Annotated in this window: 17 protein-coding genes and 2 pseudogenes; 10 read left to right on the forward strand and 9 right to left on the reverse strand. The window is 70.6% G+C overall.

The features are described from left to right. The first annotated feature begins 25 nt into the window (after positions 1-25). Genes sufD through ACZ52R_RS11950 form a run of 6 tightly spaced genes read left to right on the forward strand, consistent with a single transcriptional unit; the run spans position 26 to position 4,480 of the window. Positions 26-1,258, forward strand: coding sequence for a Fe-S cluster assembly protein SufD (gene sufD / locus ACZ52R_RS11925; RefSeq protein WP_465753401.1), 1,233 nt, complete (start codon positions 26-28; stop codon positions 1,256-1,258). 5 nt (positions 1,259-1,263) lie between these two features. Next, on the forward strand, positions 1,264-1,581 hold the full coding sequence (locus ACZ52R_RS11930; protein ID WP_465753402.1) for a bifunctional 3-phenylpropionate/cinnamic acid dioxygenase ferredoxin subunit: 318 nt from the start codon (positions 1,264-1,266) through the stop codon (positions 1,579-1,581). A gap of 6 nt (positions 1,582-1,587) precedes the next feature. Then, complete coding sequence (gene sufC / locus ACZ52R_RS11935; RefSeq protein ID WP_030290237.1) at positions 1,588-2,352, forward strand: Fe-S cluster assembly ATPase SufC; 765 nt, start codon at positions 1,588-1,590, stop codon at positions 2,350-2,352. Further along, positions 2,349-3,608, forward strand: coding sequence for a cysteine desulfurase (locus ACZ52R_RS11940; protein ID WP_360499449.1), 1,260 nt, complete (start codon positions 2,349-2,351; stop codon positions 3,606-3,608). The genes sufC and ACZ52R_RS11940 overlap by 4 nt, the downstream gene beginning before the upstream one ends. Before the next feature lie 20 nt (positions 3,609-3,628). Continuing rightward, positions 3,629-4,081: a Fe-S cluster assembly sulfur transfer protein SufU gene (sufU, locus tag ACZ52R_RS11945; protein ID WP_350511661.1), complete on the forward strand. Its 453-nt coding sequence runs from the start codon at positions 3,629-3,631 to the stop codon at positions 4,079-4,081. Positions 4,082-4,102: 21 nt separating this feature from the next. After that, entirely contained in the window at positions 4,103-4,480 is a 378-nt protein-coding gene (locus ACZ52R_RS11950; RefSeq protein ID WP_360499451.1) for a metal-sulfur cluster assembly factor, read from the forward strand. A gap of 447 nt (positions 4,481-4,927) precedes the next feature. On the opposite strand, the gene ACZ52R_RS11955 is transcribed toward ACZ52R_RS11950, so the two are convergent. Continuing rightward, positions 4,928-5,359, reverse strand: coding sequence for an NUDIX hydrolase (locus ACZ52R_RS11955; protein WP_465753444.1), 432 nt, complete (start codon positions 5,357-5,359; stop codon positions 4,928-4,930). Positions 5,360-5,545: 186 nt separating this feature from the next. Beyond that, positions 5,546-5,659, reverse strand: a pseudogene (locus ACZ52R_RS11960) (SDR family oxidoreductase); the annotation flags it as partial. Positions 5,660-5,664: 5 nt separating this feature from the next. On the opposite strand from ACZ52R_RS11960, the pseudogene ACZ52R_RS11965 reads away from it, so the two are divergent. Then, a pseudogene (locus ACZ52R_RS11965) lies at positions 5,665-5,757 on the forward strand (metal-sulfur cluster biosynthetic enzyme); the annotation flags it as partial. Between the two features lie 71 nt (positions 5,758-5,828). Here the strand turns inward: ACZ52R_RS11965 and ACZ52R_RS11970 are convergent. The 6 genes from ACZ52R_RS11970 to amcB form a co-directional block, all read right to left on the reverse strand. Continuing rightward, positions 5,829-6,698 (reverse strand): hypothetical protein, encoded by an 870-nt coding sequence (locus ACZ52R_RS11970; protein WP_465753403.1) that lies wholly within the window; start codon positions 6,696-6,698, stop codon positions 5,829-5,831. Between the two features lie 243 nt (positions 6,699-6,941). Next, the gene (locus tag ACZ52R_RS11975; protein WP_465753404.1) at positions 6,942-7,295 is read right to left on the reverse strand and encodes a hypothetical protein; all 354 of its coding nucleotides are present in this window, start codon (positions 7,293-7,295) and stop codon (positions 6,942-6,944) included. A 78-nt stretch (positions 7,296-7,373) separates the two neighbouring features. Beyond that, positions 7,374-8,090, reverse strand: coding sequence for a hypothetical protein (locus ACZ52R_RS11980; protein ID WP_465753405.1), 717 nt, complete (start codon positions 8,088-8,090; stop codon positions 7,374-7,376). A 22-nt stretch (positions 8,091-8,112) separates the two neighbouring features. Further along, entirely contained in the window at positions 8,113-8,799 is a 687-nt protein-coding gene (locus tag ACZ52R_RS11985) for a pentapeptide repeat-containing protein (RefSeq protein WP_465753406.1), read from the reverse strand. Positions 8,800-8,875: 76 nt separating this feature from the next. Beyond that, positions 8,876-9,061 carry a multiple cyclophane-containing RiPP AmcA gene (gene amcA / locus ACZ52R_RS11990; protein WP_465753407.1) on the reverse strand — a complete coding sequence of 62 codons (186 nt, stop codon included), beginning with the start codon at positions 9,059-9,061 and terminating at the stop codon, positions 8,876-8,878. After that, positions 9,058-10,203, reverse strand: coding sequence for a cyclophane-forming radical SAM peptide maturase AmcB (amcB, locus tag ACZ52R_RS11995; RefSeq protein WP_465753408.1), 1,146 nt, complete (start codon positions 10,201-10,203; stop codon positions 9,058-9,060). The genes amcA and amcB overlap by 4 nt, the downstream gene beginning before the upstream one ends. A gap of 226 nt (positions 10,204-10,429) precedes the next feature. Here amcB and ACZ52R_RS12000 point away from each other — a divergent pair, with 226 nt between their 5' ends. Continuing rightward, on the forward strand, positions 10,430-11,695 hold the full coding sequence (locus ACZ52R_RS12000) for a helix-turn-helix domain-containing protein (RefSeq protein WP_465753409.1): 1,266 nt from the start codon (positions 10,430-10,432) through the stop codon (positions 11,693-11,695). Further along, a complete protein-coding gene (locus tag ACZ52R_RS12005) occupies positions 11,692-12,222 on the forward strand; it encodes a GNAT family N-acetyltransferase (RefSeq protein WP_465753410.1) in 531 nt (176 codons plus the stop codon). The genes ACZ52R_RS12000 and ACZ52R_RS12005 overlap by 4 nt, the downstream gene beginning before the upstream one ends. Positions 12,223-13,096: 874 nt before the next feature. On the opposite strand, the gene ACZ52R_RS12010 is transcribed toward ACZ52R_RS12005, so the two are convergent. Further along, the gene (locus tag ACZ52R_RS12010; RefSeq protein ID WP_465753411.1) at positions 13,097-14,428 is read right to left on the reverse strand and encodes an MFS transporter; all 1,332 of its coding nucleotides are present in this window, start codon (positions 14,426-14,428) and stop codon (positions 13,097-13,099) included. Positions 14,429-14,755: 327 nt separating this feature from the next. Here ACZ52R_RS12010 and ACZ52R_RS12015 point away from each other — a divergent pair, with 327 nt between their 5' ends. Beyond that, complete coding sequence (locus tag ACZ52R_RS12015) at positions 14,756-16,378, forward strand: hypothetical protein (protein WP_465753412.1); 1,623 nt, start codon at positions 14,756-14,758, stop codon at positions 16,376-16,378. Positions 16,379-16,382: the final 4 nt, after the last annotated feature.

The following is a 16,382-nucleotide window of genomic DNA, read 5'->3' on the forward strand; positions in this document are numbered from 1 at the left end:
CGAGGAAGAGAGCTACACGACAGCCATGGCTGACGTTCAGAACACCACCGGCTCGACCACCGCCGGTTCGATCGAGGTCGGCACCGCCGGCGCGGGCGCGCAGCTCGCCGGCCCCGGCACCGGCCGCGCCACGGTCCAGCAGCCCATCGACGCGCGCGTCGCGGTCAAGCCGTCCTTCGACGTGAACGACTTCCCGGTGCCGCACGGCCGCGAGGAGGACTGGCGGTTCACCCCGCTGCACCGCCTCGGCGGGCTGCACGACGGGACCGCCGCCGCCGCCGAGCGGGGCGAGGACAAGGTCGAGTTCACGCTGCCGGACGGCGTCACCGCCGAGACCGTCGGCCGCGACGACGCCCGCCTGGGCAAGGCCGGCACGCCGGTGGACCGGGTGGCCGCGCAGGCGTTCAGCGCCTTCGAGCAGGCCCTGGTGGTCACCGTCCCCAAGGACGCGGTGCTGACCGAGCCGGTCAGGATCGACGTGCGCGGCGAGGGCGGCGTCCGCTTCGCCCACGTGGTGATCGACGTCAAGCCGTTCGCCGAGGCCGTCGTGGTGCTCAACCACACGGGCACCGGCACCCGGGCCGCCAACGTCGAGCTGCTGGTCGGCGACGGTGCCAAGCTCACCTTCGTCTCCGTCCAGGACTGGGAGCGCGACGCCGTCCACGTCGCCCAGCACAACGCGCTGGTCGGCCGGGACGCCACGTACAAGTCCGTGGTCGTGACCTTCGGCGGCGACCTGGTCCGCCTGCACCCGCGGGTCAACTACGCGGGCCCCGGCGGCGAGGCCGAGCTGTTCGGCCTCTACTTCGCCGACGCCGGCCAGCACCTGGAGCACCGCCTGGTGATCGACCACGACACGCCGCACTGCCGGTCGAACGTGGCGTACAAGGGCGCGCTGCAGGGCCAGGACGCGCACGCGGTCTGGGTCGGCGACGTGCTGATCCGCGCCGCCGCACTCGGCACCGACACCTACGAGCTCAACCGGAACCTGGTGCTCACCGACGGCGCCCGGGTCGACTCGATCCCGAACCTGGAGATCGAGACCGGCGAGATCGTCGGCGCCGGCCACGCCTCGGCGACCGGCCGCTTCGACGACGAGCAGCTGTTCTACCTGCAGGCCCGCGGCATCCCGGCCGACGAGGCCCGCCGCCTGGTGGTGCGCGGCTTCTTCGCCGAGCTGCTCCAGCAGATCGGCGTGCCCGAGGTCCAGGAGCAGCTCATGGAGAAGATCGACGCCGAGCTGGAAGCGGCGGTCTGAACACGATGACCTTCCTCCGTGCCTGCGCGCTGAGCGACCTCCAGGAAGACGTGCCCAGGCGCGTGGACCTCAACGGCGTGCCGGTCTCCGTCGTCCGCACCGACGAGGGGGTGTTCGCGATCAACGACATCTGCTCGCACGCGAACGTCTCGCTCTCGGAGGGCGAGGTCGAGGACTGCATGATCGAGTGCTGGCTGCACGGCTCCAGCTTCGACCTGCGCACCGGCAAGCCCTCGGGCCTGCCCGCCACCAAGCCGGTCGCTGTCTACCCCGTAAAGATCGAAGGGGACGATGTGCTCGTCTCCGTCAACCAGGAGTCCTGAGTACACATGGCAACCCTTGAAATCCGCGACCTGCACGTCTCCGTCGAGGCCGAGAACGGCCCGCGCGAGATCCTGAAGGGCGTCGACCTGACCGTGAAGCAGGGCGAGACCCACGCCATCATGGGTCCCAACGGCTCCGGCAAGTCCACCCTGGCCTACTCGCTGGCCGGCCACCCCAAGTACACCGTCACCGGCGGCTCGGTGCTGCTGGACGGCGAGGACGTCCTGGAGATGTCCGTCGACGAGCGCGCCAAGGCCGGTGTCTTCCTGGCCATGCAGTACCCGGTCGAGGTCCCGGGCGTCTCGGTCAGCAACTTCCTGCGCACCGCCGCCACCGCCGTCCGCGGCGAGGCCCCGAAGCTGCGGCTGTGGGTGAAGGAGGTCAAGGAGGCGATGGCCGCCCTCCAGATGGACCCGGCCTTCGCCGAGCGCAACGTCAACGAGGGCTTCTCCGGCGGCGAGAAGAAGCGCCACGAGATCCTCCAGCTCGAGCTGCTCAAGCCGAAGATCGCGATCCTCGACGAGACCGACTCCGGCCTGGACGTCGACGCGCTGCGGATCGTCTCCGAGGGCATCAACCGGGTCCGCTCGACCGGCGAGGTCGGCACCCTGCTGGTGACCCACTACACCCGCATCCTGCGGTACATCAAGCCCGACTACGTCCACGTCTTCGCGGGCGGCCGCATCGTCGAGTCCGGCGGTGCCGAGCTGGCCGACAAGCTGGAGAACGAGGGCTACGAGGCGTACGTGAAGGGGGGCGCTTCCGAGTGACCCATACGTTTACGGGACTGCTCGACACCGACGCGATCCGCAAGGACTTCCCGGTCCTGCAGCGGCTGCTGCACGACGACAAGCCCCTGGTCTACCTGGACAACGCGGCGACCTCGCAGAAGCCGCGCCAGGTGCTGGAGGCGCTGACCGCCTACTACGAGCGGCACAACGCCAACGTCCACCGCGGCGTGCACGTGCTCGCCGAGGAGGCCACCGCGCTGTACGAGGGCGCCCGGGACAAGGTCGCGGCCTTCGTCAACGCGCCGAGCCGCAACGAGGTGATCTTCACCAAGAACGCCTCCGAGTCGCTCAACCTCGTGGCCAACATGCTGGCCTGGGCGGATGAGCCGTACCGGGTGGACGCCGACTCCGAGATCGTCATCACGGAGATGGAACACCACTCCAACATCGTCCCGTGGCAGCTGCTGTCGCAGCGCAGCGGTGCGAAGCTCAAGTGGTTCGGGCTGAGCGACGAGGGTCGGCTGGACCTGTCGAACATCGACGAGCTGATCACCGAGAAGACCAAGGTGGTCTCCTTCACCCTGGTCTCCAACCTGCTCGGCACGGTGAACCCGGTCGAGACGATCGTCCGCAAGGCCCAGTCGGTCGGCGCGCTGGTCGTCATCGACGCCTCGCAGGCCGCCCCGCACATGGTGCTGGACGTGCAGGCGCTGGAGGCCGACTTCGTCGCCTTCACCGGCCACAAGATGCTGGCCCCGACCGGCATCGGCGTGCTCTGGGGCCGCCAGGAGCTGCTGGAGGACCTCCCGCCGTTCCTCGGCGGCGGCGAGATGATCGAGACCGTCACCATGGGCTCGTCCACCTACGCCCCGGCACCGCACAAGTTCGAGGCCGGCACCCCGCCGATCGCCCAGGCGGTCGGGCTCGGCGCGGCCATCGACTACCTGCAGGGCGTCGGCATGGAGAAGATCGCGGCGCACGAGCACGCGATCACCGAGTACGCCGTCGAGCGGCTGCTGGAGGTCCCGGACCTGCGGATCATCGGCCCGCGCACGGCCGTGGACCGCGGTGCGGCGATCTCCTTCACCCTCGGCGACATCCACCCGCACGACGTGGGTCAGGTGCTGGACGAGCAGGGCATCGCCGTGCGCGTCGGACACCACTGCGCGCGGCCGGTCTGCCTCCGGTACGGAATTCCGGCGACCACGCGGGCGTCTTTCTACCTGTACTCGACGCCGGGCGAGGTCGACGCGCTGATCGACGGCCTGCACCACGTCCGGAACTTCTTCGGCTGACGGGACAGGGCAGGACGACCATGAAGCTCGACTCGATGTACCAGGACATCATCCTGGACCACTACCGCAACCCGCACGGCAAGGGGCTGCGGGACGGCGACGCCGAGGTGCACCACGTCAACCCGACGTGCGGCGACGAGATCACCCTGCGGGTGAAGCTCGACGGCGCGACGGTCACCGACGTCTCGTACGAGTCCCAGGGCTGTTCGATCAGCCAGGCCAGCGCCTCGGTGCTCAACGACCTGGTGGTCGGCAAGACCGTCGGCGAGGCCCAGGCCGTCCAGGAGGCCTTCCTGGAGCTGATGCAGAGCAAGGGCCAGGGCGAGGGCGACGAGGAGGTGCTGGAGGACGCGGTCGCGTTCGCCGGCGTCTCCAAGTACCCGGCCCGGGTCAAGTGCGCCCTGCTCAGCTGGATGGCCTGGAAGGACGCGACCGCCCAGGCGCTCGCCCAGCACCCCGTCGTGAACGACTGATCCTGCAGAGGAGGAATGACCATGACTGACGAAACCCCCTCCGCTGCGGAGGAGCAGCCGACCGGCCTCATCGTCGGCACCACCGCCGGCACCGTCTCCGTCGAGGACCTGACCGAGGCCCTGATGGACGTCGTCGACCCCGAACTGGGCATCGACGTCGTCAACCTGGGCCTGATCTACGGCATCCACATCGACGAGTCCGATGTGGCCACCATCGACATGACGCTCACCTCGGCGGCCTGCCCGCTGACCGACGTCATCGAGGACCAGGCCAAGACCGCCACCGACGGCCTGGTGCAGGACCTGCGCATCAACTGGGTCTGGATGCCGCCGTGGGGCCCCGACAAGATCACCGACGACGGCCGCGAGCAGTTGCGGGCGCTGGGCTTCAACGTCTGAGGTCTTCGCCGATCGTCAACCCGCTGCCGCGCAAACCCATGGGTTTGCGCGGCAGCGGCGTTTCCTGCCTGGCCCCGCTTCGCCCGCCGCCGGGTGAACACCCGCGCGTCACCTGGTGTGTTGGGTAAGTCCACCGCCGTTCCCCACCGTCCACCCCCCACCCGCCTGCCGGCGGGTGCCCGCCCCGGGCCTGGCCGCGTGCCGCCCGGCCGGGCGGCACGCGGCGCTGTCCGAGAGTGCGACCAACCATGCACCACTTGACAAAGCGCCCTACATATCAGGACTCCTGTTGCCGGACCCGGGGGTGTTGGTAGCACCGCCGGGGTCGTCTATTTTCGGTTGGACCACGGAACGTACCACGTCACCCGCCGCATCAAGGTCCTTTTGCCGCAGCGGTCTTGATCAAATCAAGCGCTGTCGTTTCTTGGCGGAGCCGCACCCATACGGTCAACGGGCAGCGAGGAGTTCTCCGCGTTCGACGGCCTCGCGCAGGACGGTCGCGAAATCCTGGGGCAGGAGGTTGACCGCGTCGAGGGCGTCGGCGGTCAGGGGGATTTCTTCGAGGAGGTACTCGCCTCGGCCTTCCTGGTTGAACTCGGGGCCGGTGCGGTCCTCGAAGCTCCACTTCTCGATGGTGGCGAGATAGAAGTCCTGGCGCTCGTCGTCGGTCTCGATGGTGTGGAGGAGGCTGACGATCTCGGCCTCGCCCGCGATCTCCTCGCGGACCTCGCGGCGGAGGGCATCCTCGGGGTTGGCGTCGGTCGGCTCGATCTTGCCGCCGACGATCACCCAGTACGGGTCGATGCCTGGGCGGATGCGCTTGATCAGCAGCATGGTGTCGTTCGGGGTGCGGAGGACGGCGCGGACGCGGTGTTGCATGGTGATCTCTTCCTGTCTCGATGGTCTCGGTGGTGTGGGGCGGGTCAGTGGAGGAGCCAGCCGCCGTCGACGTGCAATGACTGGCCGGTGATGAAGGACGCGCTGGCGACGGATCTGGTCCTCGGGTCGGGCTTGGTGGCGAGCGGGCAGGTCGTTCTCCGCCTCGACCTGGATGGCCCAGGGTGCGACAGTGTTCACGTAGATTCCGGCCGGTCCAAGTTCCCTGGCCAGTGACCTGGTGAGGCCGAGGAGTCCGGCCTTGGCGGTGCTGTAGGCGGTGAGTCCGGGGCGGCCGGGCATCCGGGCGGATCAACTGGGTCTGGATGCCGCCGTGAGGCGCGGACAAGATCACCGACGACGGTCGCGAGCAGCTCCGCGCCCTCGGCCTCCACGTCTGACGGGCGTCGGTCTTCGTCAACCCACTGCCGCGCAAACCGAGAGGTTTGCGCGGCAGTGGTGTATCCGCGCCTCAGGGGGCAAGTGCCACTCTGGGGGCGAGGGTCGCTCGCGCCGCCAGCAGGGCGGCGCGAGCGCGTGCGGCACCTCGGGCTGTCACGGAAGCGCCGCCGCCAACTGCCGCAGTTCGCTTCCCGAGGCCTGCGCAGGTACGGCAGATGCCCGGCCGGGACACCGGGTCGTGACACATGGCGCACTCGGAGTAGCGGGCTTCCGGGGGCTGTTCCTGCGGCTGGGAGGGAGGCATCTTGTGCTCCAGGCGGTAGCGGAGCACTGCCGCCGCCGAGTGCATCGGGATGGGCAGGCCCGGCAGCAGGGCTTGGGCCAGGTCGGCTGGGGTGCTGCCGCGCGCCAGCCACTGCACGACCAGGGGTGCCAGCTCCTGAGCTTCGGTCTCGCCCAGACGCAGGCGCGGCTCGGGTTGGATCACCCGGAACAGAGTGGCCACCGCCTCGCGGATCTCGGGTGACACCTCCCGTTCTGCCTGGTCGCTTTCGTCGGGCGGACTCGTGGGGAGGGAGGGTGGTTCTTGCTGCCGGTTCTTTACAACAGGGCCGCCAGCACGACCGGTTGCCGCTTCGCCGGGCGCCGGACGGGTGGTACCCGGTCGCGCGAGCTGCGGGGTGTCGTAGACGTGGTTCTCGGTGATGATCGTGCCGTCGGGCAAGCGGATCGTCTCGACCCGGTAGTACCCGGCCTCGGTCAGCTCCTTCAACGCCTTGCGGATCGCGCCTCGGCCCTGGGGGCTGCTGTCGGCCATGTGCCGTCCGTCCTCGCGCCAGCCGTCGGGGCGGGAGAGGAGGTCCGCGAGGAGGCCCCGGGCGGTGTAGCTCAACCGCCGGTACTGGAGAACGGCGTTGGGTAGCACGGTGAAGTTGCGCACGTGGGCGCTACGATGGATACGCATCGGGAGGTTGGACTCCTGTTGCCGGGCCCCGGGGTGTTGGTAGCACCGCCGGGGTCGCCTATTTTCGGTTGGATTACGGAACGTACCACGGCACTTGACGCAATGTGAGACGTTTGCGACATTCGGTGCGTGACCAGTGCGGGCCAACCCGGTTGGGATGCTCCGAGACGCGAGCCCGCCGCGTCCGTCACGGCCCGCTCGCGTCAGCAAGCCAAAAGATCAGGCGGCTTCGGCCCGATCCACTGCTGCTGCACTTGGCTGTGCGAGCCAGACCAGCCGCGCGGTGATCCCCGGTCGCCCGGCGAAATGGCGCAAGGCCCGATCGGGAGACGTGAGGGTCATTCGCGCCTGCCCGTCGATGCTGACCACGTGCGCTCGCCCGCTGTGGTCGGCGACCCCCCAGGCCGCGACCCACCCGTCGACGTCCGGCAGGCCCTCGCCCCAAATCTGGACGACGGCGAACAGACGGGGTGCGGTGTCGAGTACGAGCCCGCACAGCTCCTGGTCGAGGGTCCGGCCCGTCGGCAGCCGAGGCGTGACCGGACGGGGGCTTTGCTGCGGCGCAGCAGCCATGGAAGTCTCCTACGTGAATGGGGATGGGACGCGGCGCTGCCATCGTCACGGGCAGCGGACAGCTCCCACGGGCCAGTGTCAGATCAGCGAGGCCAGGACGCCGCGTGGCCAGTGGCCGAGCCAGAACGCGGCGGTGGAAGGTTGGGGCTGGTCCTCGGTGGAGCCGTCGTGGGGCAGCAGTTCGGTTGGGGCGATGTAGCCCTCGCCGGGGCCGATCCGCAGTCGGAAGACGCGCAGGGGCAGCCCGAGGGCGGCATAGGTCCGCAGGTCGTCGGTGTGCGGATAGCGGTCCTCGGGGTCGGCGTGGAGATTGCGGCAGACGGCGCGGATGTCGAGGCCGCCGAGCAGGAGGTAGCGGGTTCCGGGACCGAGGTTGAAGCACAGACGTCGGCGACCGGTGTGCTTGGCCTGATAGCGGAGCCTGTCCCAATTGTCGAGGTGCAAGCCGATGCGCCGGCCGTCCTGATCATTGGCAGTGGTGGTGAGGGCCTTGGCCGGGCTCCTGGCTTGGCCGAGGTGAACGGCGTCGGGGTCTCCGAGTTGGTCGGCGAGGGTGGCAAGGGTGGCCGGTGGCGGCCCATCGGGAAGCTTCACCAGTTCCACGAGCGTGCTGTCGGCGCTCCGCTCGGTCGGGCGGAGTTCTGCCGCCAGCACGGTGGTGATGGGCTGCCAGGGGGCGGCCGGGAGGACAGCCCCGTCCTCGTAGTCGGGCTCGCCGCGAGCGGTGCGGACGCCGGTGCTGTCACACCTGGCGATGAGGGCGGCGGGATCGGTGTGGGCGATGGCGAGAGTCATGCGGATTCCTCCCAGGCTGGGTTTACCGGTCGTCGAGGCTGTCGGCGAAGGTCACGTCGAGCTCGGCGACCAGGGCTTCGGCGAGTTCGGCCTGCTGGGTGCGGTCGATGAGGACCTTGCCGAGGTTGGCGACGCCCCGCAGCGTGGTGAGGTCGTTGCCCCGCAGGTCGAGGCCCTGGTACTTGCCCCGGCCGAACTCGGTCAGCCGCAGGTTGCAGGCGTCGAGGACCGCGCCGCCGAGGTCGCAACCAGTGAACGACGCCTCAGTGAGCGCGCACTTGGAGAAGACGACCGCGCCGGTGGCGCGGATCTGCTCGAAGGTCGCGTAGTCGAGCTTGCAGTTGTCGAAGAGGACGTTGTCCAAGGTCGTGCCGGTGACGGCGGCGCCCATGATCTTGCAGTTGCGGAAGACGACGCGGGAGAGCTTGCTGTCGGTGATGCGGGCGGTGGCGAGGTCGCAGGTGCCGAACTCGACGGAGTCGAGGCGGACTTGGTCGAGCTGCATGCGGTCGACCCGCAGGTTGGTGACGCGGCCGGTGACGAGGCGGGTCTCGGCGAGATCCAGGTCCCGCAGGTCGGCGTCACCGTACTGGAAGTCCTGGACGATGCCCCGGGCGGAGTCGAGGGTAGTGACGTTGGACAGGTACAGGCCGGGCTCGTTCAGGTGGGGCAGGGTCACGGTGACACGGCCGAAGGTGATGCTGTCCATGAGGGGCTCCGCTCTCACGAGGGTCGGGCCGGGCCCGCACCGCTGGTGCGGGCCCGGGGTGGTTCGGGGGCCGGCGCTACTTGCCCTTGTTCTTGTTCGACCAGTTGTCCCAGGTGGGCCGGTTGTCGAACTTCGGCCCGTTGTTGTCCCAGGTGGGTCGGTTGTCGAACGGCCCGGCGGTGGGGTCGGTCACGGTGATGACGCCGGCGAGGTCGGCGACGACGGCGGTGTTGCTGGCGGCCAGCAGTTCGAGCAGGGTCATGCGGCTTTCTCCTCTTGGACGCTATCGGACAGGGCGGTGACCAGGGCCTGTCGGGACACGCGGCAGTAGTTCGTCTCCGTGGTGTCCAGGCGGCCGTTCTCGAAGTAGCGATTGCCGGCCTGGGCTCCTCGGCAGAAGTCGAAGACGTCGCAGGTGGCCTCGCACGCGTCCAGGCCGGTCAGGAACTCGCGCACATAGCGCAGGCGGTGGGCGCGGTCCAGCATTGAGCCGATACTCCGCTCCAGGATGTTCCCGGCCCGGAAGTCCTCGTAGGCCGGGTCGGTGATCCCGGCGAGTTCGGGCGAAAGCAGGACGACATCGCCGTTGGAGGCGATGGTCGGGATCGGGTCGATCAACACGCGGTCCCAGGCGGCCCGGTGCCCATCGCGGACATCCCGCAGGTAGCCGCCGAGTCGGTCGATCTCGCGGATGGTCAGGTCGCGGTTGCAACGTGACCAGGCGATGGTGCGGCGCCAGAACTCGCGGGCCTGCTCGGCGGTGGGGACCGCCCGGTCGGTGTTGACGCCTTCCCTTTCCTCCATGTTCAGACCCACTGTGTGGCAGCCGAGGTCGGCCGCGAAGTCGAGCAGGCCCTCGGTGTCGCCGATGCTCTCCGTGGTGACGACCGCGATCGCCGAGAACCGTACGCCGTACTCGCGCAGGCACCCAATGCCCTTCATGATCCGGTCGAAGGCCGGACGTCCGGTCCAGTCCACGCGCCGACGGTTGAGGGCGGAAGGGCCGTCGATGCTCACCCCGACGCGGAACCCGTATGCAGTGAGGAAGTCGCACCAGGCCGGTGTGATCAGTACGGCGTTGGTCTGCACCGAGTGCTCGACCAACCCAGCCTGCCGCAACGGCTCGAACGGGGCCAGCAGCTCCGCGAGTCGCGTGCGGCCGACGGCCAGCGGCTCACCGGCGTGCCAGACCACCTCGACCGGCTCCGGTGACGCGGTATCGGCGAACTCGGCGATGGAGCGGGCCACCGCCTCGGCGATCGCGACCGACATCGGTGCCCGCCGCTTGCGGTCGGGCAGGTAGCAGTAGGCGCAGTCCAGGTTGCAGAAAGAGTCAGCCTGGACAACGACCGTCCTCGGACGACGGGCGATACGGCGCCGATACCGGGCCGGGGAGTGCATCATGCTGCTCCTCCAAGGGCGGAGACTGGGCCGGTGCAGGGCCGTTCACGGGGCGGGGATCCTGCGCCGAGGCCGCCCGGAGCGAGCGGCGTTCAATCAGTGAACGACCGTCACAAGCCGTGCAGTGAGGCAAAGTTGCAGGCGCTCTGGTCCATCTCAACCGGAAAACTTGACCGCCCCATTACCTGGCCCCCCGCACGGCACGTGACAACACGACTACGTTGACCGCATGCTGGCCAATGTCCCGCTCCGCCTCCGGATGTCCGAACGCCACATGACCAAGGCCGAGTTGGCACGCGAAGTGAATACCGAGATCAGAACCCTCACGGGGAAGCTCGGCTCCGTGTCAGAGCGAACGGTGCACAACTGGTTGACCGGCGCGACCCGGTGGCCGCCGGTGAAGATCCGCCTCGCACTCAGGGCAGTATTCGCATGTACGCCCGAAGACCTGGGCTTCGTCCCGACCGGGCGGGCCCGCACCACACCGGAGGACGACGTGAGGCGACGCGACTTCATGGCGGCGGCCGGAGGCGCGGCCGTGACCGTGCTCACGAGCCCCCCTGCCTTGGCATCGAGCGGCCGGATCGGCGTCGGTGACGTGCGGAGACTGCAGGTCCGCTTCGCCGAGGTCATCGCCAGCGACCACCGCCACGGGGGTCGGCTCAGCATCGAGACCAGAGCGACCGCGCTCGCCGAGGAAGCCCTCGACCTGCAGAAGAACGGCACCGCGACCCAGCGGGTCCGGGCACAGCTGTACGCGTGCGCGGCATCGTTCACGTCCTCGGCGATGTGGGCCGCGATCGACGGCCGTCGCTTCGACGCAGCCCTCGAATACCACCAGAAGGCCGCCACCCTGGCGGCGATGTCCGGCGACTCGGGCATCCAGTTCCGTATCTGGTCCCACGCGGGGAGCCTGTACCGGCACCTCGGGCAGGCAGGCGACGCGCTCGCCGCCAATGAGGTCGCCCGCAGCCTGCCGATCGCCCGACGCGACCCGCTGTTCGCTTCCCTCGGACACGCGCGCCACGCGGCGATCCACGGCCTGACCGGGGACTCCAACGCGGTCCGCCGGTCCATCGGGCACGCACAGGACGCTCTCAACCGAGCCGACCTCGATGTCTCCCGACCGGTGTGGATCACCGCCTTCTACGACCAGTCCGAACTCGACTCCCTCGCCCTTGCCGCCCACCTCGCGGCCGGGAACTGGGAGGACGCGGAAGCACACGCGCACCGCAGCATCGCCCAGCGGCGCGACACTATGCAGAGGTCCCGAGCGATCACCACCGTCCGGCTCGCCCGCGCTCAGCTCGGGCAGGGCGATCTGGAGCCCGCGGTCGCCACCGCCATGTCCGTCCCGGCCGAGGACTTCGCGCACCCCCGCGTCACCCGGATGCTGGCCGCCTTCGGTACCTCGCTGCACAAGCTGGCCGGCGGCAGTGGCCCGGACCACACCTGGACGGCATACGCCCACAACACCTGGAGGACCACCGCGTGACCGTCGAACTCCGCCACCACACCACCCTGCCCCCCGAGGCCCGGCAGGACCTGCTGGACGTGTACGCCGACGTGCGGGCCCCCCTGCTGCACCTGCCGAACTACCGCGTCGACGTGTTCGCCGAGCGCCTCGACCGGCATGCCACCGAGCCCGGCTTCGGGCTCGTCCTCGGCTACGACGGCGAGGTACCGGTCGGCTACGCGTACGGCAACACGATCGAGGCGGGCGACCGGTACTGGAAGCGCATGACCGAGCCCCTTCCAGACGGCTACACCGAGGCCCCGGCCCTGGCCATCAAGGAGATCGGCGTCCGGACCCGCTGGCGGGGCACGGGAACCGCCCGCCGGATCCACGACGACCTGCTGCGCTGCCGCGTCGAGGGCCGTGTCACCCTTCTGGTCAACCCGCTCGCCGGGGACGGCAAGGTCCAGCGGCTCTACGAGACCTGGGGCTACCGGGCGTTCAACGCTCAACAGCCCTCTCCGGACTCGCCCCGGCTGACCGCGATGATCCGCCCGATCCACTGAGCCTGGGGCGGCGGCGCCTGGTCGTGCACGAGCCGGGTGAGCCGTTTCATCGACGCCGATACGATCTCCCCGCCCATCCTGGCCGTCCTGGAGGAGCGGGCGTGGCACAGCAGACTGCGGAGGAAAGCCCGGGCATCGCCGCCGCGATCGTCCGCATATCAGGACGCCAGGTACTCCCGCGCGACCAGACTCATCCCGGACATCCTCTCCCAGGCCCAGCGTGCGGTGCGCATGTATGAGGGCGATCAACAGCAGCAGGCCAAGGCGTTGCTCGCGATGGCCTACCAAGGCGCCGCGATGGTCCTGACGAAGATAGGCGAAGCCGACCTCGCCTGGATGTCGGCCGACCGCGGCCTCACGGCGGCCCAGGAGTCGGGCGACATCGTCGTCACCGGCTCGCTGTTCCGCTCGGTCTCCCACTGCCTGCTCAGCAACGGCCGTCTCACAGCCGCCAGGGACCTGGTCATGAACTCGGCCTCGTTCCTGGAGGCCGGCTTGGAGGACGGTTCTCCGACCTACCTGTCGATCTACGGCACCCTGTTCCTCGTCGGGTCGATGGCCGCAGCGAGGATCGAGGACCGGAGCACGGTGCGCGACTTCCTCGCCGAGGCGGACCGGGCGGCCCAGCGCCTCGGCCACGACGCCGTAATTCGCCTTGCTCCGCCGTCGCCGCGCGCCGCCCGGCGGGGTGGCGCGCGGAGAGGCCCGGGGCGGGCACCCGCCGGGAGGCGGGTGGGGGGTGGACGGTGGGGAACGGCGGTAGAGCTGTTCGGCGGAGCGGATGATGCGCGGGTGTTCACACCCGGTGGCGGGAACGCCGCTGCCCGGGACTTCCGAGGAGGAAGTCCCGGGCAGCGGCGTTCGGGTGTGCGGGTCAGGCCTGGCGGGGCTTGCGGGCCACGGCGACGGCCAGGGCGGCGCAGGCGAGGGCTGCGACGGCGGCGAAGCCGCTGACGGCGGGGAGGAGGCCGTAGCTCTGGACGAGGGCGCCCACGGCGACGATGGGGAGGGAGCTGCCGAGGTAGACGATGATCCAGAGGGCGCTCATCTCCGAGCCCCGGCGTTCCGGGTTCATCGCGGCGACGGCGGTGGTGAACAGGGAGCGGAAGGCGACGCCCTGGCAGGCGCCGCCGAGGACGCTGCCGATGAAGAGCAGCGCGGGCGTGCCGGTGTACCCGGCGGCGACGACGAGTCCCAGGCCTGCGGCGAGGCCGGTCATGCCGAGGGCGATCACCACGCGGTCCGAGGTCGGCGGCACGATCAGCTGGGCGGCCGCCGAGGAGCCGAGCAGCAGGGCGGCCACGATCGCGCCGGTCAGGTGCGAGGGGGTGTGCAGCAGCTTGGCGGCGAAGGACGGGGCCAGGCTGAGGTAGACGCCGAAGACCGCGTAGGAGATGAAGCCGGCCGAGGCGGCGAGCAGGAACTCGCGGCGGCCGGTGCGCGGCAGCCGCAGTCGCTGGGGGCGCAGGTGGGCCGGGGTGGTGATGCGGGGCGGGGACGCGGGCGCGCGGTTGCGGCCGGGCATCCGGGGGTGCACGAGCGCCAGCGGCACGCAGAGCGTGAGCAGGGCGATGGCGTGCAGCAGGAAGGGTGTCAGCAGCGGGTCGGAGCCGCCGGACAGCAGGGCGCCGACGACCGGGCCGAGCGCCACGCCACCTGCTGAGCAGGCCAGGGTGAGCTTGGCGGCGAGCGTCGGGTGGTCGGGCAGCAGGTCGCCGAGGGCGGCTCCGGCGGCGCCGGTGGACAGGCCGACGGCGATGCCCTGGACGGCCCGGCCGATCGCCAGCTGCCAGAAGCTGCCGGCGGTCGCGAACACGACGTCACCGGCGGCGGCCAGCGCGACGGCGGGCAGGATCAGGGCACGGCGGCCGAGGTGGTCGGACCAGTGGCCGACGATGGCCAGCACCGGGACCAGCGCGAACACGTAGATCGTGAAGAGGATCGTGGTGTCGAGCGCGGTCAGGCCGAGGCGCTGCTGGATCATCGGGTAGATCGGCGTCGCCAGGTTGGCACCGATCAGCATCAGCAGCAGGGCGGCGGCCACTAGGCCGACGCGGACTCCGCGCAGTGCGTTCCAACGGCTGATCGCGGAGAGCTGGAGCTGGGGCCGGGGCGCGAGTTCCAGGGGAAGCAGGGCCTCCGACAGTCGGCGTCCGTCGAGCTGCGCGGTGCGCAGGCCGGAGCCGGCGGGGGAGAGGTCCGCCATGTAAGGGATCTCCTGTGGCAGGGCACCACCGGGTCGGCGGGGTAGGCCGGCGCGCCCGTCCTGAGGCGCTGTGGTGGTGGCCGCGGTGCGGGGCTCCCTGGTGGAGCGGATGAGCTGAGGATTGTGGGCTTCGTTGCCCGGCGGGCCCGCGCGGGGTGTGCGCGGGTACCAGGTCGAAGGATAAGGGGTGGGAGCGCATTCGCGGCGCGCGCCCCTGCGTGCGCCCCTTGCGGCCGGGCATCGGGGGTGCCACACCTATACGCTGAGGTGGTGAAACGGTACGCGGCGCTGTTGGGCTGACCGCTGGCTGAGGGAGAGCGCACAACGATGGCCGGACGACGTCGCAAGAACACCGGGGGCTCGGCGGGAGAAGGCGCGGCCGAGGCGGTGCTGCCCGCCGACCTGGAGCTCCAGGACCTCTACGGGGCGTTCGCCGCCCACGGACTGGACGACGAGGACCTGGACGACGCGGCCGTGCTGGTGCCGCCGGTGAAGCTGCCCCCCGAGCAGGAACTGGCCGAGCAGGCGAAGGCCGTCCCGATGTTCGGGTACGCGCTGGCGCTGGCCCGCTGGGCCGCCCCGCACCTGGTGGTCGACGAGTTCGGCGACCTCGTCGAGGCGGACCGGGCGCCCGCGGCGCGGCTGCTGGGCCTGGCCCCGGCCGAGGGCGAGGTGCCGGAGGAGGCCGAGATCGAGGCGCTGCGGGCCTGGTCGCTCGCCTGTGACCTGGACCTGGTGGAGCTGGGCACGACCGCGGAGGGCGAGCACGTCGCCGTCCCGGGCCCGGACCTGGAGCCCGCCGAGCAGGGCGATCCGGAGACCGTCCTGGAGCTGTGGCTGACCGCCGCCGGGATCGTCCGGGAGCTGGCCGTGGAGGCCGACTCGCTGCCGGAGGAGACGGCGGAGGGGGCCGAGGCGCAGGCCGAGCCCGGCGAGGAGGACGAGGACGGGCTCTCCGAGGTCGAGGAGGCCCGGGACGAGGCCGCCGAGCTGCTCGACGAGGCGCTGCAGGTGCTCTACGAGACCACCGCCTTCGCCGAGCCGGGCAACGAGACCGTGCCGCTGGGCGTGCTGGCCGCGCTGCTGGTGGTGCCGGAGGGCGAGGAGCCGAGCGAGGAGCTGCTGGGCGACATCACCGATGTGATGGTCGCGCTGGACCCGATGCTGGGCGACCTGGCCGAGCTGGGCCTGCTGGACTACCGCCCGATCGACCCGGAGCTGTTCGACGAGGAGGAGGGCGCGGAGCCCGCCGTCGTCGGCGAGGAGCCGCTGGACGAGGAGGAGTCGGCCCGCTTCGGCCTGGTCCGGCTCACCCCGCTCGGCCAGTACGGCATCCGGCAGTGGCTGCTGGAGGACGGCTACGACGCGCCGCTGGTCGGCGACCTGGCCCAGGGCGACGCCGCCGAGCTGCTGCGCGGGTTGTGCGAGTCGGCCAACGTGCTGCCGGAGGAGGAGCTGCGGGTGTGGACCGCCGACCGGGAGCCGGTCGCGGCGGCGCGCGAACTGCTCGTGGCGGCGCGCGGCGACGACGCGTACGGGCCGCTGCGGCGGATGCTCTGCGTCTCCGCGCTCGACCTGCTGGGGCCGGGCGCCGAACCGGCCGTCCGGGAGGTGCTGGACGACCCGGAGCTGGGCGGCGCGGGGCGGGCCTGGCTGACCGCGCAGGGCGCGACGGACGTGCCGGTGCCGACCCGGACGATGACGCTGTGGACGGTGGTCGACACCTTCGCCGCCCAGCTGCTGGACAACGGCGGCGACGCCGCGCTGCTGCGCGAACTGGTCACCGACCTGCCGGTGAAGGGCGATCCGGCGGCCTGGTTCGGCGAGCTGTGGCGGGTCGACCACCCGTACACGGCGGACGTCCTGGAGGCGATCGGGGAGCTGCACCTGGACCGGGCGGTCGCCAAGGAGGCCCGCAAGGCGGCCTTCAAGGCGCGCTCCAAGAAGTAGGCGG

The sequence above is a fragment of the Kitasatospora sp. NPDC034023 genome, assembly GCF_055575795.1.